The following is a 16462-nucleotide window of genomic DNA, read 5'->3' as shown; positions in this document are numbered from 1 at the left end:
GATCGCTATTTGACGGCGGTCGCGGTGAGTCAAAGTGGTTGGCCTCAGGGTGCCACTACGGCGGTCCTAACGACCGGAGAGAATTATCCGGATGCTTTGAGTGCTGCGCCGCTGGCGGGTAAATATCAGGCACCGCTCCTGCTTGTTGGTCCCTCTGGATTAAGTCCTGAGACAGCCAGTGAATTGAAACGCTTAAATACAAAAAAAGTTTATATTGTGGGTGGTACTGGAGTTATTCCCAGCAGTGTTGAAAGTCAATTATCGTTGATTGGGATCACTTCCACTCGTCTGGCTGGGCAGGATCGCTATGATACGGCTTTAGAGGTCGCTAAAGTGGTGGGCACGACGCAGGGGGTTTTTGTGACCTCAGGTATGAATTTTGCGGATGCTTTATCCGTTGCCCCCATTGCAGCAGGGCAAGGGATGCCTATCCTGCTTGTCCCGAATGATGATCTCACCCAAAATGAGAAAACCTATTTGGCAAAAGCCAAATTGAAGAGGTCAGTCCTTGTCGGTGGAGATGCAGAGATCCCCATGAATATTCAGAATCAGTTTTCAGCACCCGAGCGTATCGATGGAGCTGATGCGTATGAACGCAACGTTGCTCTCCTTAAGTACTTTGGGAATACCTTGAATCAAGATACACTCTATGTGGCGACAGGAGAGAATTTCCCCGATGTTTTGTCTGCCGCAGCGCTCGCACAGCAGAATAAAAATGGTTTAGTCTTAGTGAAGGGCAATCAGATACCGTCCTCAGTGCAAAGTTATCTGGCCACAAAGGTGATCGGCCAATTCACGATTTTCGGAGGAGAAGGAGCGATTTCTGCTGCCACCGAATATGAATTAACAGCCCTGCCTGCTCGTATCTCAGCAGTCGACAATATAACCGTGAAGGTTCAAGAGAAGCAGACCTATAATCTGCCCAAGACAGTCAGTGTCCAAACAAGCCAAGGCAATTGGGAAGAGGTACCGGTGAACTGGAATTTGGCGACGGTATCGACGCAAAAAGCGGGTACCTATCATTATAGCGGGACACTCAGCGGCTATAATGGTTCAGTGGAGCTAACCTTGATTGTTGAGCCGATTCCCAGTAAGGCCGATACATTAACAGCCGAAGTCCTTCAGGGCAGCAGCTATAGCTTACCGGATACTGTGCTGGTGACGATGAGTGATAATAGCGTCCAGACCTTTCCCGTTACGTGGAGTACAAGCCCGTCGGTAAGTATCTTAAATAAAGTAGGAAGCTATACGTTCCAAGGAGCAGTGGAGGGAACGAGTCTCAAGTCGAGTTTTACACTCAAGGTGTCAGAGGATGCGGCGATTATCTTCAAAGATTCGAGATTGGAGTGGGCCGTTAGATTTGAACTGGGTCGGCAATCTTCTCCCCAACCGATCTATCGGAGTGATGTTTTAAATATAACTTCCTTTGAGGCCAAAGGTTCGGGCATCACAGATTTGACCGGTTTGGAAGCGTTTACGAATTTAACCTCCTTAGATTTAAGCAATAATGGGTCTTTAAAGGGGGCAAGCCTTGCTCCGCTGCAGAAGCTGACTAACCTGAAGTCGCTTAATTTAGCCAGTAATAAGTTGGAGCAGATTACCTCCTTGAAAAGTCTTACGACACTCACTTCCCTGGATATCAGCTATAATGTTATTCTGGATTTATCACCCCTCAGAAGCTTAACACGACTGAATACACTCTATTTAAAAGGAAATGCTTCACAGGACTATAGTCCGACTCGCTTGTATTATGATCAGTTAACTCAAAAAGATTTCATCTACGGGTCCTAAACCTTATTGAGTTCGAAAGGGAGGCGCTAACGATGAGTAAGCACAGTAAACTCCATTACAAGATGATGACACTTTTACTTTGTTTATTGGTTTTGACGATGCTGATGCCCAAAACGACCTATGCTTTTGGTACACCCTCAGCCCCTACAGGATTGAGGGCGACGGTGATCAGTACTGATCAAATTAATCTGTCCTGGGACTCGGTGAACGAGGCAACTCAGTATTATCTCTATCGAGCAGATTCCTTCTCCGGGACCTACACTTACATAGGTGCTGTAACGACCACAAGTTATAGTAATACAGGCTTATCACCAGCCACTCCCTACTATTATAAAGTCCAAGCCATCAACAGTGCTGGTGCCAGTTCCTATTCCGCTGAAGCTGGGGCAACGACGTTAGCTTCCTCCTCTACGGCGGGCAGCTCGTCACAAATTCAGAAGAATCGCCTTGCTGGTGAAGATCGCTATAAGACTTCCGCAGCCATTGCCCAATCCGGTTGGAATACTTCCTACTATGCAATCTTAGCCAGCGGCGAGAATTTTCCAGATGCCTTATGCGCTGCTCCTTTAGCTTCAAAGTATAATGCTCCTATCTTGCTTACGTCTAGCGCTCGGTTAGAGGATGCTGCGAAAAATGAACTTGTCCGCCTGAATGTAAAAAAAGTCATGATCATTGGCGGGGAAGGGGTTCTCACGCCGAAGGTGGCCCAAGATATTCAAGCCTTAGGAATTGAGGTAACGCGGCTGGCGGGTCAAGATCGCTATGAAACGTCTTTGCAGGTCGCTAAGGCCATGGGCAATTTTGAGGAAGCTGTCGTTGCTACAGGCGAGGATTTCCCAGATGTCTTGTCGATTGCACCCTTTGCAGCCCAAAAAGGAATGCCGATTCTCCTCACTCCACAAGACAATATATCGAAAAGTCTCAAAGATCTCCTAAATAAAACCGCGCAAAAGACATATGTTTTAGGAGATGCTGGGGTTATCAGCGATACTGTCTTCGGGCAGCTGCCCTCACCCCAACGGTTGAGCGGGACAAATCGCTATGATGCTAATATTGAGATCATCAAAGCGTTTGCCAGTGATCTTGATTTGAGTACCTGCTATATCGCAACCGGAGAAGCTTTTCCGGATGCTTTGTCGGGTGCAGCTTTAGCAGCGTTAAGCAAGTCCCCGGTTATTCTCGTCGGTGATCCTTTGGACTCAGCCACAACCCAATTCATTCAGGATAATTCGTCTGTCGTTAAGAAGGTCATCGCTTTTGGCGGTACCGGTGCTGTGTCCGATCGTTTATTAACGAGTCTTGCTCCAGCCAACGGAACGGACAACAGTGGTTACCTTGTTCCAACCAATGTTGTCGCGACTCCTCTCAGTTCCAGCCAGATCTCCCTCGCATGGAATTCTGTCAGCAGCGCAACTTCCTATAGTATTTCAAGGGCAACAACCTATACTGGAACCTACACCCAAATTGCCACGGTGAACACACCTTATTATACGGATCCCAACCTGTCGTCAGGAACTACATATTACTATAAAGTGCAGGCCGTAAACTCGACAAGTTCAGGTGCCTACTCCAATATTGTTTACGCGACGACTCAATCCGCTTCTACTGTTCTGGGGACGCCTAGCAATCTTGCTGCGACTTCTTTGAGTACCCGTGAGATCGATCTGACCTGGGATACCGTGATGAATGCAGTCTCCTATAATGTCTACAGAACAACTGCTGATTCAGGAGTCTACACGATCATTTCTTCCGTCAATTCCCCTTATTTTGCGGATGACAGTGTAACGTCAGGGAAGACTTATTATTACAAAGTGCAGGCAGCCAACACAACGGGAACGGGTCCTTATTCAACCGTTGTTGCGGCCACGGCTTTGCTAGAAGACAGTGCCCTGGCCATACCGACCAATGTTGTGGCAACAGGTCTGAATGCCAACCAGATATTCCTGTCTTGGAATTCTGTGAGTCAGGCTACCTACTATAATATTTACCGGTCAACTTCGTATTCCGGAACTTACACTAACATTGCTTCGATTGCTTTTCCTTATTACACTGATAGCAGCTTGTCTTCAGGAGTGACGTATTATTATAAAGTGCAGGCGGTGAACAGTACGGGGCCCAGCAATTATTCGAACATTGTGTATGCAATAACCTCTCACTAAGAATATTTAGAAATAGAAGGAGGATTTTTAATGAAAAAAAGATATTCAATTCCCTTTATATGTTTTATCCTGATTTTTTCACTTCTATCCATGAATATACCGGTATTGGCAGATACAGTAGCTTCTACATCAGTAAGCCTAAGTAAAAGTTCAGATGTGCTGACCATTGGCCAAACAGATACTTTAACAGCTACTGTACTTCCCTCAGATGCAACCAATCAAAATATAACCTGGATATCATCAAATCCTGCTGTGGCGAAGGTATTTAACGGACTTGTCATGGCACTTGGTGAAGGAACGGCCTATATTACTGCCTTTAATACGACTGAGAGCAGTAAATATGCAACGTGTCTCGTCATTGTCAAAAAACCGGATTCAGTGATGAGTTTAAATAAAACGACTGATGTTTTGACCGTTGGATCTACAGATACGTTAACAGCAACAATTTCACCAAGTCAAGCTGTAACTTGGACATCCTCAGATACGAATGTCGTGCAAGTATTTAATGGCGTATTAATGGCCCAAAGCGTTGGGACGGCAGTTATTACAGCAACAGCTGCGGATGGCTCGAACAGCGTCACGTGTACGGTGACGGTTAATAATTCCCCGGCCTCTGTCACTTTAAGTAAAACTTCAGATACTTTAGCCGTTGGAGGTGTAGATACCTTAATAGCTAGTGTATCGCCCTCGCTTCCTTCCAATGCCTATTTAATGTGGCTATCCTCAAGTCCCGGCATAGTTTCTGTATCTGGAGGAGTAATTACAGGAGAAAGTTTAGGAAGTGCAGTTATTACAGCAATTGCTTCCGATGGTTCCTGTAGTGCAACTTGTAATGTTACTGTAACAGCGAGTGGTACAAATACGACAAGACTTGGCGGTGCAAACAGATATGAAACTTCAGCTAAAATTGCAGAATATGGTTGGGCAAACGGGTCAGCTTATGCAGTACTAGCAACAGGGAATAATTATCCTGATGCCTTAAGTGCAGCTCCTTTAGCCAAAAAATACAATGCCCCCATTTTACTTACAGATTCAACATTACCTCAAGTTACCTTAGATGAAATCAAACGATTAAACCCAACTCAAATATTTATATGCGGTGGTACTGGTGTTGTGTCTCAGGATATTGAAAATCAACTTAAAAATATGGGAATCAGCACAGAAAGACTTGAAGGGAACGATAGATATGGGACTTCAGCTGCCATAGCTGAAAAATTAGGTGTTACATCAGGAGAACTAATGGTGGCTAACGGCTATGACTGGTCAGATGCCTTATCCGCTTCTTCGATTGCTGCAAAAATGGGAATTCCCATCCTCTTAACAGATAAAGATGTATCCCCTGATGCTATAGATTCATTTATCAGCCAAAGAAATTTTAGTAAAACGTATATATTAGGAAATACAGATTTGATAAGCAATACTGTTGGCAATAAGCTTCCCAATTCAGAGCGAATCGTTGGCAGTAATGAATATGAAAGAAATATTAATATCATCAAAAGATTTGAAAGTAAACTCGATTTGTCGAAAATATGTGTAGCTACAGGAACAGATTTTCCTGATGCTCTTTCGGGTTCAGCCCTTGCAGCAACCTTGTCCTCCACGATAGTTCTTGTGGATAATAATAATCTACAAGCTGTAACCACTCAATATGCAGCTCAATTTCTGACGCAAACTAACAATGTTTATGTATTTGGACTTCAAGGCGCTGTAAGTGACGATGTCATAAGCAAATTATTTACCAAGTAATTTATGAGTTAGCTCATTACTGGTAGATTTACCTGACGTGGAATACAGTCGTAATGCCACCTACTATAATGTCTATAGAGCAACTTCCAGTTCAGGAACGTATACCTTGATAACATCGGTAAGTAATCCCTATTTCTACGATAGCAGCCTATCGTCAGGGACGACGTATACGAAGACAGCTTACATAATACAGCCCTTACAATACTAGGATTGTGAGGGCTGTATTATGTTCAAGAGGATATTATTTGTTGAGAGCATCCAACGCTTGTTGATAAATCGTAAGCGTCAAATTACCGCTTACCTATAAAAGCGGAATTTTCCTTATCCTTTGGAGACTATTCAATCGGCTACGTAGGCTCTCTCTTTTTTAGTGCATATTTTTCATCTTTGTTCTCATTTCAGTAATTGTTAAATATTAATATAAATTGCTACTAATCGATAGCATTATCGGGTATAATAAATGAGGAGGGGATAAATATAGATGATTTCAAAAGAAGAAGTTGTTCAGTTCCTTCAAGAGGTTAAGGGCCTCATTAGAAAAGGGAAATGGGACTTTATCCCTAGAAGGAAGAACCTACTGGGTATAGCTGTTTTTGGTTTAACCATTTCTCAAGCTAAACAAGAAATTCTAAAGCTTAATTATACGGATTATGATCGAGGCCCGTTAAAGGATAACGATAAACCTGGGGAGGTTTGGGAGTTCATTAAAGATATAGACACGCAGGAAGCTTATATAAAGCTTAAGATAGATGTACGAGGTTGTGTCTGCGTCAGCTTTCATCCGTCAAATGGCCCCAAAACGTTTCCTTTTAGATAAAAGTAAGGAGGATTTTCTATGAAAAAATATTGTGATTGTTGCCAAAGTGAGCAAGAAACACAAGTTATCAGTAAGAGAGAGACTCTTCCTGTTCGAGGGGAAGAGTTTGAGACAATTTCTGATATTCGCGTATGTACGATTTGCGGAGAAGAACTCTTCGATGAAGAATTAGATACCGCAAATCTTGAACGGGTATATGAAGCCTACCGGAGAAAACATAATTTTCTCTTCGCCATTGAGATTAAGCAAATTCGTGAGTCCATAGGTTCCGGAAGAACCGTGGCCACGCTTTTGGGATGGAGTCAGGCGACACTGGTGCGTTATGAGGGGGGAGCAATTCCAAGTGCTGCTCACCATGAGCAATTACTCCGTTTAAAGAATGATCCTTCTTATCTCAAGTACCTCTTTGATCTTAATGGCCATAAGCTGAAGGAAAGAGATTGTGAAAGAATTCAAGCAATTATCAATAAGACGGAACTTCCTGATCAGGGACCCGTTGAATATTTGAACAAAATATTTGCTCATTTCTATAACACCGGTATAACGAATGTAGAATTTGATTTTGACAAACTGACGGCTATGGTTCAACTTTTTGCTCAATATAATCATGATTTGGTTAAGACAAAGCTTCAAAAACTTCTTTATTATGCGGATAACCTTAATGTTAAACGTTATGGTTATCCGATTACTGGACTTGCCTTTATTCATCATCATTTTGGGCCAGTACCCGCGCATCATGATTTAATTTATTGGGCACTTCAAACGGTTGGAGCTATTGATGTAAAGCCCTATGATGGCCCCTATGAAGGTGAAATAATTATACCTATTGGTGAATGCGATAAAGAGCTATTTACAGATGAGGAGCTAGATGTAATTTTAACTGTAGCAAATTATTTCAAAGACTTTACGGCAACACGTATATCGGATTTTTCACATAAAGAAAAAGGTTATGTAGAAACTGAACAAAAACAGATCATTCCATTTAGTTATGCGGATTCCTTGACGTTGAATTAATTTAGAGGGGAGGCATATTTCACTTGAGGAGAGGTACCTTTCAAGGGCTTACCAATTGATAGCGTCTGTAATTGTGATAAAATAAAAAGATACCACGCTGTATTCTTCGCTAGCCGAATCTGTCTTGACTCGTTGTGTGGCCTCCACATTCATTCCCCCTTTCATAAATCGTCCTTTACCTTATTATATAACTTCCTGTCTCTTAAATAAAAGGGCTCGTACAATCTTTTTTGGTAATAAATGGTTTCAATATTAATGAAGACTTGGGAAATAAAACGCAAAAAAGTGAAATGGAAGGAGGTGATTCGGGTGAGTGTTCAGTCGATCTCTTCGGTAGGCAATTCCAGCTTTACCAATTCAACGGGTAATTCTAGCGATGTAAATCAGCTGGAAAACCAAATTAGAAAACTACAGCAACAAATAAAGGCAGAGAATCAAAGTAAGGATGACACTAAAATAAAGCAGGCGAAGGTTCAATTACTACAATCTCAAATAGCACAACTACAGGCTCAGGTCCAGCAAACGCAACAAGGAAGTCAAAATGACAGCAATCTACAACAGTCAACTGACCAAAAGAGTACCCAGGAACAAACAGCCTTAGCTAAGAAGAAGGGGAATATCAATTATCTTGCGTAAACCAACAATACAACCCTCGTAATCAGATGATTTGCGAGGGTTGTATTGTTTTCAACGAGAGATTTTCAATTGGATATTATTTGCTGAGAGCATCCAACGCTTGTTGATAAATCGTCTTGGGTTCTAAGTTATTCGACGGGGCACTCCCTTTGGTCGAGTTTGTGCTATTGGCAGAGTCAGTATTGCTTTGGGATGAGCTAGAGTTTGAGGAGGCATTCTGCTGTGGTTTATTACCACTTGGCTTTTGCGTGAGAGCCGTCTTTTGTTGCTCGGTGAAAATAGCGGTAATGGAATCGGCTTTTGCTTGGAGAAAATCGCTGGTCGGATTAGACGTATCAATCAACGCTTGGAGAAGGGGTTTCAGTTGACTTACTTGATCACTGGTAAAGACCGTCTGCGTGTTTTGTTGGAGTCGGGTAATATCCCTAGTTGCTTTAACCGCAGGATTCGACTGGCGTTGCCCTTGATTGGCTTGAGTCGTTTGACTTTGATTTTGTGTTCCTGAAGATGTTTGTTGGGAGCTACAACCTGTTGCGATGACGACAACGAGCAGCAGTAATACGCCGATTAAAGCTACGGGTTTGGGCTTACCTTCTTTTTTAAACATAACTATTCTTCCTCCTGATATCCGAATACCTAAAGTAATTGATGGTGGCTTGTAGTTGGACTATGTAGGTAGCTCATGAGGAAACACAACTCATGTGATCGACCTCCCTTACACCCTGTTTTTTCACTGAAACCGCGCTTATCTCTAAAGTATGGTCACCATTTCTACCGGTATCAGTTAAACTCATTGTAAGAGTCATTTCTGAATCATAGCTGAGTCCCCGCTTAGTAATCGCTTAAAATTTGTTCATTACATTCAGCTAATTCTCAGGTAACTATAAATCGTATAGGGTATAATTTAGCTATAATTTTCCCATGCAGTTTTTAGAGAGGAGCGTAATTAACTTTCATGAAAAATTTAATAAGAAAGATAGAAATTGTAGCTTTAGCTGTCGCCTTAGGAGCTTCCACTCTCATTCCAGGAGTTCCCTTGAACCAGGCCACCAATGATGCGTATGTTTTAGCCGGATATAACATCCAGGGGCATTCCGCGCCCAACGTGCAAAGCCAACAAGGTACCACTGACACGGTAAGCCTTCCAGCCCATACGGAGTCATCTGAAAATTGGGCGGGTTACATCGCTACCCCCACGTCGAATAACGATTATACCAGCATTTCGGGGAGCTGGACAGTTCCTAATATAACAGCAAGTCAAACCAATGCCTTGGCTGCGCAGTGGATTGGTTTAGGCGGGGTATTAACAACTGATCTTCTCCAAATGGGTACCATCGAACAAATGGAGAACGGTCAGGCGGTTGCTGAAATATTTTGGGAAAAGTTGCCTGATGTCGCCCAAAGCGTTATCACGGTACCCATCGGTTCAACCATTAACGCCGGTATATCCGAAGCAGAGGGGTCGAGTTCATCGTGGAATCTTACATATACGGTAAAAACACCGGAAGGGGAGACACAAACGCAAACGATCCCGGTTACCTTAGATTCCTCCTATACTCAAAAAATTGGAACATCGGCCGAATGGATTAGTGAAGATCCTTCTAACCAAAAGAGTCAACTCTATCCCTTAGCCGATATGGGTACCGTAACTTATAATTCGGCGCTTGTCGAGGGTCAGCCTTTGAACTCCTCAGACAATAAGGTTAACCCTGTTGCGATGGTTTCGAAGAACGGTAATGTCCTGATTGCTCCATCAACCCTGGGTAATGATGGCGAATCCTTCTCGACAACGGTGATAGCGACGAATAACAACAACAGCTCTCCATCAGTGAAGGGTCATAATCCTAATTCTAATCAGGGTAGAATACCGAATAACCGAAGACACTTCCACTTCCAATGGAGTTGGGCTTGGTAAGCAAAACAGTCGAATTACAAATCGAATTTTTGTTGTCGCCCATTTAGATGAAGCAACGGTTCACCGAATTCTGTATTATTATGATTTGAATTTATACTGGGAAAAAAGGAGCTTCGAAAAAGTAATCTACTGAGAAGCTCCTTTTTTGTGTCGAGTTTGGTAAGAATCATAAACAAAAAAGGTTTATATCAGAAGATACGATAAATATTCGAAATGATGCGTTCATCAATTAAAAACTTTATTTTAGCATTTGCACAGAATGATGATAATACACATATGATATAAATTGTATCAGATAATACAATTTATATTGTGTTTTTGGTATATTCAATGTATGATTTAAGTATAATAGAAGAAGGGGAGTGACTAAAATTTGAGCTCTAACGAAAGAGAAATAAACAAATATACAGATCTTACTTCTGCTGATATAAAAGAGTACCTTGATAAGTTTAGAAAAGCAATATTCGAGGGAAAGTATATTATTTCTCAAAATCCGAATAGACAAGAAAACATAGATTTTATTGAAGACTATAGAATTAATACAAAAAAGGAAAAAGAAATATTATTAGGGATTCAATATGATGATTTTTGTTACGCCGTTGATAATGAGAAAGAAGAGTTTGCATATGAGAAATTGTACATATTCTGTAAGTGTCAAGATTTAGATTACTGGGGCACTTTAGAATCTGTTGATATATATATTAAAATTAATAGGACCCAGACAAGAAGAGGAGATGACTTTACGATAGTGGTCTCTTTTCATAAAAGAAATAAACCATTAAAATATCTGTTTAAATAGATCGCTTGATCATACTAAATAAAAGATTAATAATGATAAATAAAAAAAGGAGGCGGCCTAGATGTTAGGTTTTTGTGAAAGATGTCATGAAATGACCGAATACACTATTAGAGATGAGAAAAAACAAAAAAACATCAAAGGTAAGAGTATTGAATATACAGGAAAAGAAGCTTATTGCAATGAATGCGAAAGTGAAATATTTGTATCCGATATTCGTGACTATAATTTAGCTATGTTAGAGAAAGCATATAGAGAAAAAGAAGGATTGATTTCAGTATCAGAAATTGAAATAATATTGGAGAAATATGATGTTGGCAAAAGACCTTTATCTTTACTATTAGGTTGGGGAGAAGGTACTTTGACTAGGTATTTAGAAGGGGACATCCCTGCAAAGCAATACTCTGATATGCTAAAGAAAATCCTTGACGATTCAAATTATCTAAAAGAAATATTGGAGAAAAATAAGGATAATATCACAGATGTAGCATATAGACGCATATGTAGTGCTTTACAAAAAAACGGAACTGAAACAGACACTAGTATTGAATCTGAAGATAAAATTGACTACGTTGTTAAATATCTTTTGGCAAACTCTGTAGATATAACACCTCTAGCCTTACAAAAGCTATTGTATTTTTCTCAGGGCTTTTACAAAGCTTTTACGGGAGAATATCTATTTTATAATAACTGTGAAGCTTGGGTGCATGGCCCTGTATATAGAAGTATCTATTATAAATATAAAGACCATGGTTATAATCCAATAGAAGAGAAGGATTATGAATATGGAGATATAAAATTAACAGCAGTGGAAAAAGAGCTTCTAGATAGTATTGTTAGAAATTTTGGTTGTTATAGCGGAAAGGTTCTAGAAAAAATGACCCATGCAGAGGAACCATGGCGAGCTACTAGGACAGGATTAAGTGACAATGAAGGCTCAGATCGGATTATAGATAAAGAACTAATAGCTAAATACTTTAATGAGATTAAATCAAAACACGGTATGCTTAATACGTCCGATATTAGGGATTATAGTACGGATTTTTTTAACAAACTTTATAATTAAATCATCAAAAGGGGTTAGCTATTTAATTAGTGGGTGGCCTCAGGGTCAGCCTCCACCACGCGCATCGCTGGCGAAGACCGGGATGAGACTTCCGCAGCCATTAGCAAGCGGGTTGGATTACAGCTGACGATGCTTTCATTGCTAGCGGCGAGAATTTTCCGGATAATATCAATTATCTTGTGTAAACAGAAACTGGGTCCATACAACTCAACCCTCACTAGCATTGCGATTGCCAGTGAGGGTTGTGATATTATTTGTGCCCATCAACGAGAGCTACATTCCGGACAAACTAAAATTAAAATCTTGACAAGAGAAGAAAAAATGCCTATGATATTAAGTATGTTTATTGTTAATCAGCTTAACAATAAACATACTTAATTAATTTATTTATGCCTCAATTTAATTGATAGTTGAGTGTAATTTAAGTATCGAAGGAAGGCAATTAAGTTGGAGATTGGTAATGCTGAGAAGATCTATCAGATCATGCAAAAGTTCCAAAAAATGAAGATGAATTCAACCCACACGAGCGAGTTGCCGCGTAGTGAAATCATGATGCTGAAGATGATTAAGCTGAATACCGCCGAAACTGAGGGAGTCACAATCTCAACCCTGGGTGAGCTCTTAGAGATCAGTAAACCCGCAGTCTCGCAGATGATTAATGTCCTCGAGGATAAGGGCTATGTTGAACGGATGACGACAAAAAATGACCGGCGAATTGTCTATGTTCGCTTAACTGAGAATGGCAAGCAGCGTTTGGCCAAAGAACTCCAGTCTTTATTAAAAGGGATGACTCAGATTTTTGATAAGATGGGAGAAGAAGATACCGAAGATCTACTTCGATTATTAGAAAAGCTTTATTTAATCGTGAGCGCCTGTACCCATAAATGATGGACTGATCGCAAAAATAAACAAGGGAGGAGGTTGCTGCGTGATTACAGTGATTCGCTATTTAAAATCTTATCTTGGCATAATCCTCTGTGCTGTTGCCTTATTGTTTGTGCAAGCTATCTGTGATTTAGCCTTGCCCACTTATATGGCTGATATTGTCAATTCAGGGGTTATGTCCGGAAACATTAATTTCATCCTCAAAACTGGCGGAACGATGATCTTAGTCACCCTCTTGGGAACGGCTGCGTCGATAACCGTGGGCTATTTTGCGGCCATGGCAGCGGCCGGAGTAGCCCATGATTTGCGTTCTGATCTCTTTAAAAAAGTGGAGCAGTTCTCGAATGCTGAATTTGATCAATTTTCCACCGCATCCTTGATTACGCGGACAACGAATGATATTACTCAGATTCAAACTGTTTTAGTGATGATGATCCGCTTGGTCTTTTATGCTCCCATTTTGGGCGTTGGCGGCATCATCAAAGCTGTTTCCGAAAGCCCTTCCATGTCTTGGATTATTGGGGTTGCCGTTATTTGTTTAGTCGGAACCATTATGATCTTGTTTTCTCTGGTCATGCCCAAGTTCAAGATCGTGCAAAAGTTAGTGGATCGGTTAAACTTGGTTACCCGCGAAAATATTGAAGGGATGTTGGTCATCCGTGCCTTTAACACCCAGAAATTTGAAGTCGAGCGCTTTGACAAGGCCAATCGGGACTTAACCGCCACCAACCTTTTTGTGAATCGCGCCATGGGGATGATGATGCCGGCGATGATGCTGGTTATGAACCTGGTGACCGTCATGATCGTGTGGGTAGGCGCCAAACAAGTTTCTGCGTTGCAGATGAATATTGGCGATATGATGGCCTATATGCAATATGCCATGCAAATCATCATGGCCTTTTTAATGATGTCGATGATGTTTATTATGTTCCCCAGGGCAGCTGTCTCAGCAGATCGAATTGCTGAAGTTTTGGCGACTGAGGCGAGCATTTTGGATCCCACGGAACCAGTCCGCTTTAAGGAGAGTTTTCAACCCACAATCGAGTTCCGTAATGTGAGTTTTCGTTATCCGGGCGGCCAGGATAAGGTCTTGCACCAGCTTAACTTTCGCGCCAAGCCGGGGCAGACAACAGCGATCATCGGCTCAACGGGCAGTGGTAAGTCTACTCTGGTGAATCTGGTGATGCGGTTTTATGATGTGACCTCGGGTGAGATTTTAATCGATGGCCAAGATATTCGAACAGTTACCCGCCAAACTTTACGGGCTAAAATTGGTTATGTACCCCAAAAAAGTGTTCTTTTCTCAGGGACAATCCAGTCGAATTTGTCTTATGCGGATCAAACTTCAACCCTGGAAAACCTCGAAAAGGCCTCTTCCGTTGCTCAGGCCACAGAATTTATCGATTCTCAGGAAGAAGGTTATGACGCGATCATTGCTCAAGGAGGGACGAATGTTTCCGGAGGACAAAAGCAAAGATTGTCCATCGCCAGGGCACTGGTAAAAAATGCGCCGATTTATATTTTCGATGATAGCTTTTCGGCACTGGACCTCAAGACCGACCAAAAGCTTCGAGCCGCTTTGCAAAGGGAAACAGGCGACAGCACCCTTCTGCTGGTTGCCCAACGGGTCAGCACCATCATGAATGCCGAACAAATTATTGTCCTGGATAATGGGCATATCGTGGGGTTAGGTACACATCGTGAACTCTTGAAAAGTTGCGAAGTTTATCAGCAAATCGCACGTTCGCAATTAAGTGAGGAGGAATTGGCGAGGTGAGTGAGGAGAAACAGCCAATAGGCCCCAGGCTTGGAGGGGGATTTGGCATGCCGGGGGGTGGGGCTAAAGCCAAAGATTTCAAAAAGACCTTACGTACCCTGGCCAGTTACATGGAACCCTACAAAGCCCAGATCATGATCGTTATCTTTTTCGCTTTTTTTTCCACGGTTTTTTCGATTTTAGGGCCTAAATTATTGGGCAAAGTCACCACCAAGCTGGCTGAAGGATTATTTGCCTGGTATGCCCAAACAGGACTTTTGACCGATTTTCATTATATCGGTCAAATAATTTCAATATTAATTGTTCTGTATCTGATCTCCGCAGTCTGTTCTTATGTTCAAAGCTATATTATGGCTAAGGTTTCGATGGATGTAACCTATAAACTGCGGAAGGATATCTCGGAAAAGATGAATCGGATCCCTCTTAATTATTATGATACTCGAACCCATGGCGAAGTTTTATCACGAATCACCAATGATATCGATTTGGTGAGCCAAACGCTCAATCAAAGTTTAACTCAGATTTTGACCTCAGTGACAACGATCGTGGGTGTCTTGGTGATGATGCTCTCGATCAGCTGGTTGATGACGCTGGCCGCTTTGGTGGTTATCCCCTCGTCCTTAGCCATCGTCGGGATCATTATCAAGAGATCTCAAGGATTTTTTCGCGACCAACAGAAATCCCTGGGTGAAATCAATGGCCATGTTGAAGAAATGTACGGGGGACATACGGTAGTTCAGGCCTTTAATGGTGAACAAGAGTCGATTGAAATCTTTGAGAAAGTCAATGACAAATTGTACAGTTCCGCCTGGAAATCCCAATTCGTTTCCGGAATCATGATGCCGGTGATGAATTTTGTCGGCAACTTGGGGTATGTTGTGGTGAGTATCCTGGGAGGTTATTTAGCCGTTAAGAAAGTGGTCGACATTGGCGATATTCAAGCCTTCATCCAATACATGAGGTCCTTTACCCAGCCGATTGCTCAGCTGGCCACAATTTCCAGTACTTTGCAGTCAACGGTAGCAGCCGCCGAACGGGTCTTTGAGTTTTTAGAGGAAAAAGAGGAAATCCCGGATACGCACACACCGATCAAAGCAGAGGATTTCTGCGGCAGGGTAGCCTTTGAAAATGTGAGCTTTGGCTACAGTAAGGATAAGCTTGTTATTCATAACTTCTCAGCAAAAATCAAAGCGGGGCAAAAGGTAGCTATTGTGGGACCAACGGGTGCAGGTAAAACCACGATTGTGAAACTACTGATGAGGTTTTATGACCTGGACCAAGGGAAAATAGCGATCGATGGTCATGATATTTTTGAATTTACCCGCAATGACTTGCGGGCCATGTTTGGCATGGTTCTTCAGGAAACCTGGCTCTATAATGCTTCCATCATGGAAAATATTCGGTATGGAACCTTTGGCGCAACCGATGAACAAGTGATTGCAGCGGCTAAGGCGGCCCATTGTGATGAATTTATTCGGGCTTTGCCTGATGGCTATCAGATGATTCTCAATGAAGAAGCCAGTAATATCTCTCAAGGGCAGAAACAGTTATTTACCATAGCCAGGGTCATTTTAGCTAATCCGCAAATCTTGATTTTGGATGAAGCCACGAGTTCGGTCGATACCCGGACCGAGATTCTCATTCAAAAGGCGATGGATCATTTAATGAGCAACCGCACGAGTTTTGTCATTGCTCATCGCCTTTCCACGATCAAAGATGCCGATTTGATTTTAGTGATGAAAGACGGTGATATTGTTGAACAAGGCAATCATGAGGAGTTGCTGGCCAAAGGTGGTTTTTATGCAACCTTGTATAATAGTCAATTTTCGGAAGGTGAAGAATAAATGTTTTCGGAAAGGA

At 41.9% G+C, this 16462-nt stretch carries 14 protein-coding genes; 12 read left to right on the top strand and 2 right to left on the bottom strand.

Annotation, left to right across the window (positions count from 1 at the left end; genetic code table 11):
* The 6 genes from VM640_RS09240 to VM640_RS09215 form a co-directional block, all read left to right on the top strand.
* Nucleotides 1-1791: cell wall-binding repeat-containing protein (locus tag VM640_RS09240; RefSeq protein WP_325391486.1), on the top strand; the 1791-nt coding region annotated here is incomplete at its 5' end.
* Nucleotides 1792-1823: 32 nt separating this feature from the next.
* Complete coding sequence (locus VM640_RS09235) at nt 1824-3950, top strand: cell wall-binding repeat-containing protein (protein ID WP_325391484.1); 2127 nt, start codon at nt 1824-1826, stop codon at nt 3948-3950.
* 30 nt (nt 3951-3980) lie between these two features.
* Nucleotides 3981-5696 carry a cell wall-binding repeat-containing protein gene (locus tag VM640_RS09230; RefSeq protein ID WP_325391482.1) on the top strand — a complete coding sequence of 572 codons (1716 nt, stop codon included), beginning with the start codon at nt 3981-3983 and terminating at the stop codon, nt 5694-5696.
* 481 nt (nt 5697-6177) lie between these two features.
* A complete protein-coding gene (locus VM640_RS09225; protein ID WP_325391480.1) occupies nt 6178-6513 on the top strand; it encodes a type II toxin-antitoxin system MqsR family toxin in 336 nt (111 codons plus the stop codon).
* An 18-nt stretch (nt 6514-6531) separates the two neighbouring features.
* Complete coding sequence (locus VM640_RS09220; protein WP_325391478.1) at nt 6532-7527, top strand: type II TA system antitoxin MqsA family protein; 996 nt, start codon at nt 6532-6534, stop codon at nt 7525-7527.
* A 309-nt stretch (nt 7528-7836) separates the two neighbouring features.
* Complete coding sequence (locus tag VM640_RS09215; protein ID WP_325391476.1) at nt 7837-8163, top strand: FlxA-like family protein; 327 nt, start codon at nt 7837-7839, stop codon at nt 8161-8163.
* A 76-nt stretch (nt 8164-8239) separates the two neighbouring features.
* Here VM640_RS09215 and VM640_RS09210 read toward each other — a convergent pair whose 3' ends face one another.
* Nucleotides 8240-8770 carry a hypothetical protein gene (locus VM640_RS09210; protein ID WP_325391474.1) on the bottom strand — a complete coding sequence of 177 codons (531 nt, stop codon included), beginning with the start codon at nt 8768-8770 and terminating at the stop codon, nt 8240-8242.
* Nucleotides 8771-9118: 348 nt separating this feature from the next.
* On the opposite strand from VM640_RS09210, the gene VM640_RS09205 reads away from it, so the two are divergent.
* The 3 genes from VM640_RS09205 (at nt 9119) to VM640_RS09195 (ending at nt 11940) form a co-directional block, all read left to right on the top strand.
* Nucleotides 9119-10078 (top strand): G1 family glutamic endopeptidase, encoded by a 960-nt coding sequence (locus tag VM640_RS09205; protein ID WP_325391472.1) that lies wholly within the window; start codon nt 9119-9121, stop codon nt 10076-10078.
* 373 nt (nt 10079-10451) lie between these two features.
* On the top strand, nt 10452-10877 hold the full coding sequence (locus VM640_RS09200; protein WP_325391470.1) for a hypothetical protein: 426 nt from the start codon (nt 10452-10454) through the stop codon (nt 10875-10877).
* A 61-nt stretch (nt 10878-10938) separates the two neighbouring features.
* Nucleotides 10939-11940, top strand: coding sequence for a type II TA system antitoxin MqsA family protein (locus VM640_RS09195; RefSeq protein ID WP_325391468.1), 1002 nt, complete (start codon nt 10939-10941; stop codon nt 11938-11940).
* Between the two features lie 26 nt (nt 11941-11966).
* Here the strand turns inward: VM640_RS09195 and VM640_RS09190 are convergent, their stop codons facing one another.
* Nucleotides 11967-12158, bottom strand: coding sequence for a hypothetical protein (locus VM640_RS09190; protein ID WP_325391466.1), 192 nt, complete (start codon nt 12156-12158; stop codon nt 11967-11969).
* A 229-nt stretch (nt 12159-12387) separates the two neighbouring features.
* On the opposite strand from VM640_RS09190, the gene VM640_RS09185 reads away from it, so the two are divergent.
* The 3 genes from VM640_RS09185 to VM640_RS09175 are packed head-to-tail and all read left to right on the top strand — an operon-like array spanning nt 12388 to nt 16446.
* Complete coding sequence (locus VM640_RS09185; RefSeq protein WP_325391465.1) at nt 12388-12828, top strand: MarR family winged helix-turn-helix transcriptional regulator; 441 nt, start codon at nt 12388-12390, stop codon at nt 12826-12828.
* A 40-nt stretch (nt 12829-12868) separates the two neighbouring features.
* Nucleotides 12869-14602, top strand: a complete 1734-nt coding sequence (locus VM640_RS09180; protein WP_325391464.1) for an ABC transporter ATP-binding protein — start codon at nt 12869-12871, stop codon at nt 14600-14602.
* Between the two features lie 47 nt (nt 14603-14649).
* The gene (locus tag VM640_RS09175) at nt 14650-16446 is read left to right on the top strand and encodes an ABC transporter ATP-binding protein (RefSeq protein WP_325391488.1); all 1797 of its coding nucleotides are present in this window, start codon (nt 14650-14652) and stop codon (nt 16444-16446) included.
* Nucleotides 16447-16462: the final 16 nt, after the last annotated feature.

The organism is Desulfitobacterium sp. (assembly GCF_035539115.1).
In the GTDB taxonomy this organism is placed as follows: Bacteria; Bacillota; Desulfitobacteriia; order Desulfitobacteriales; family Desulfitobacteriaceae; genus Desulfitobacterium_A.
The sequence above is the reverse complement of the archived record's forward strand: the minus strand, read 5'-3'. Positions and strand labels throughout refer to the sequence as shown.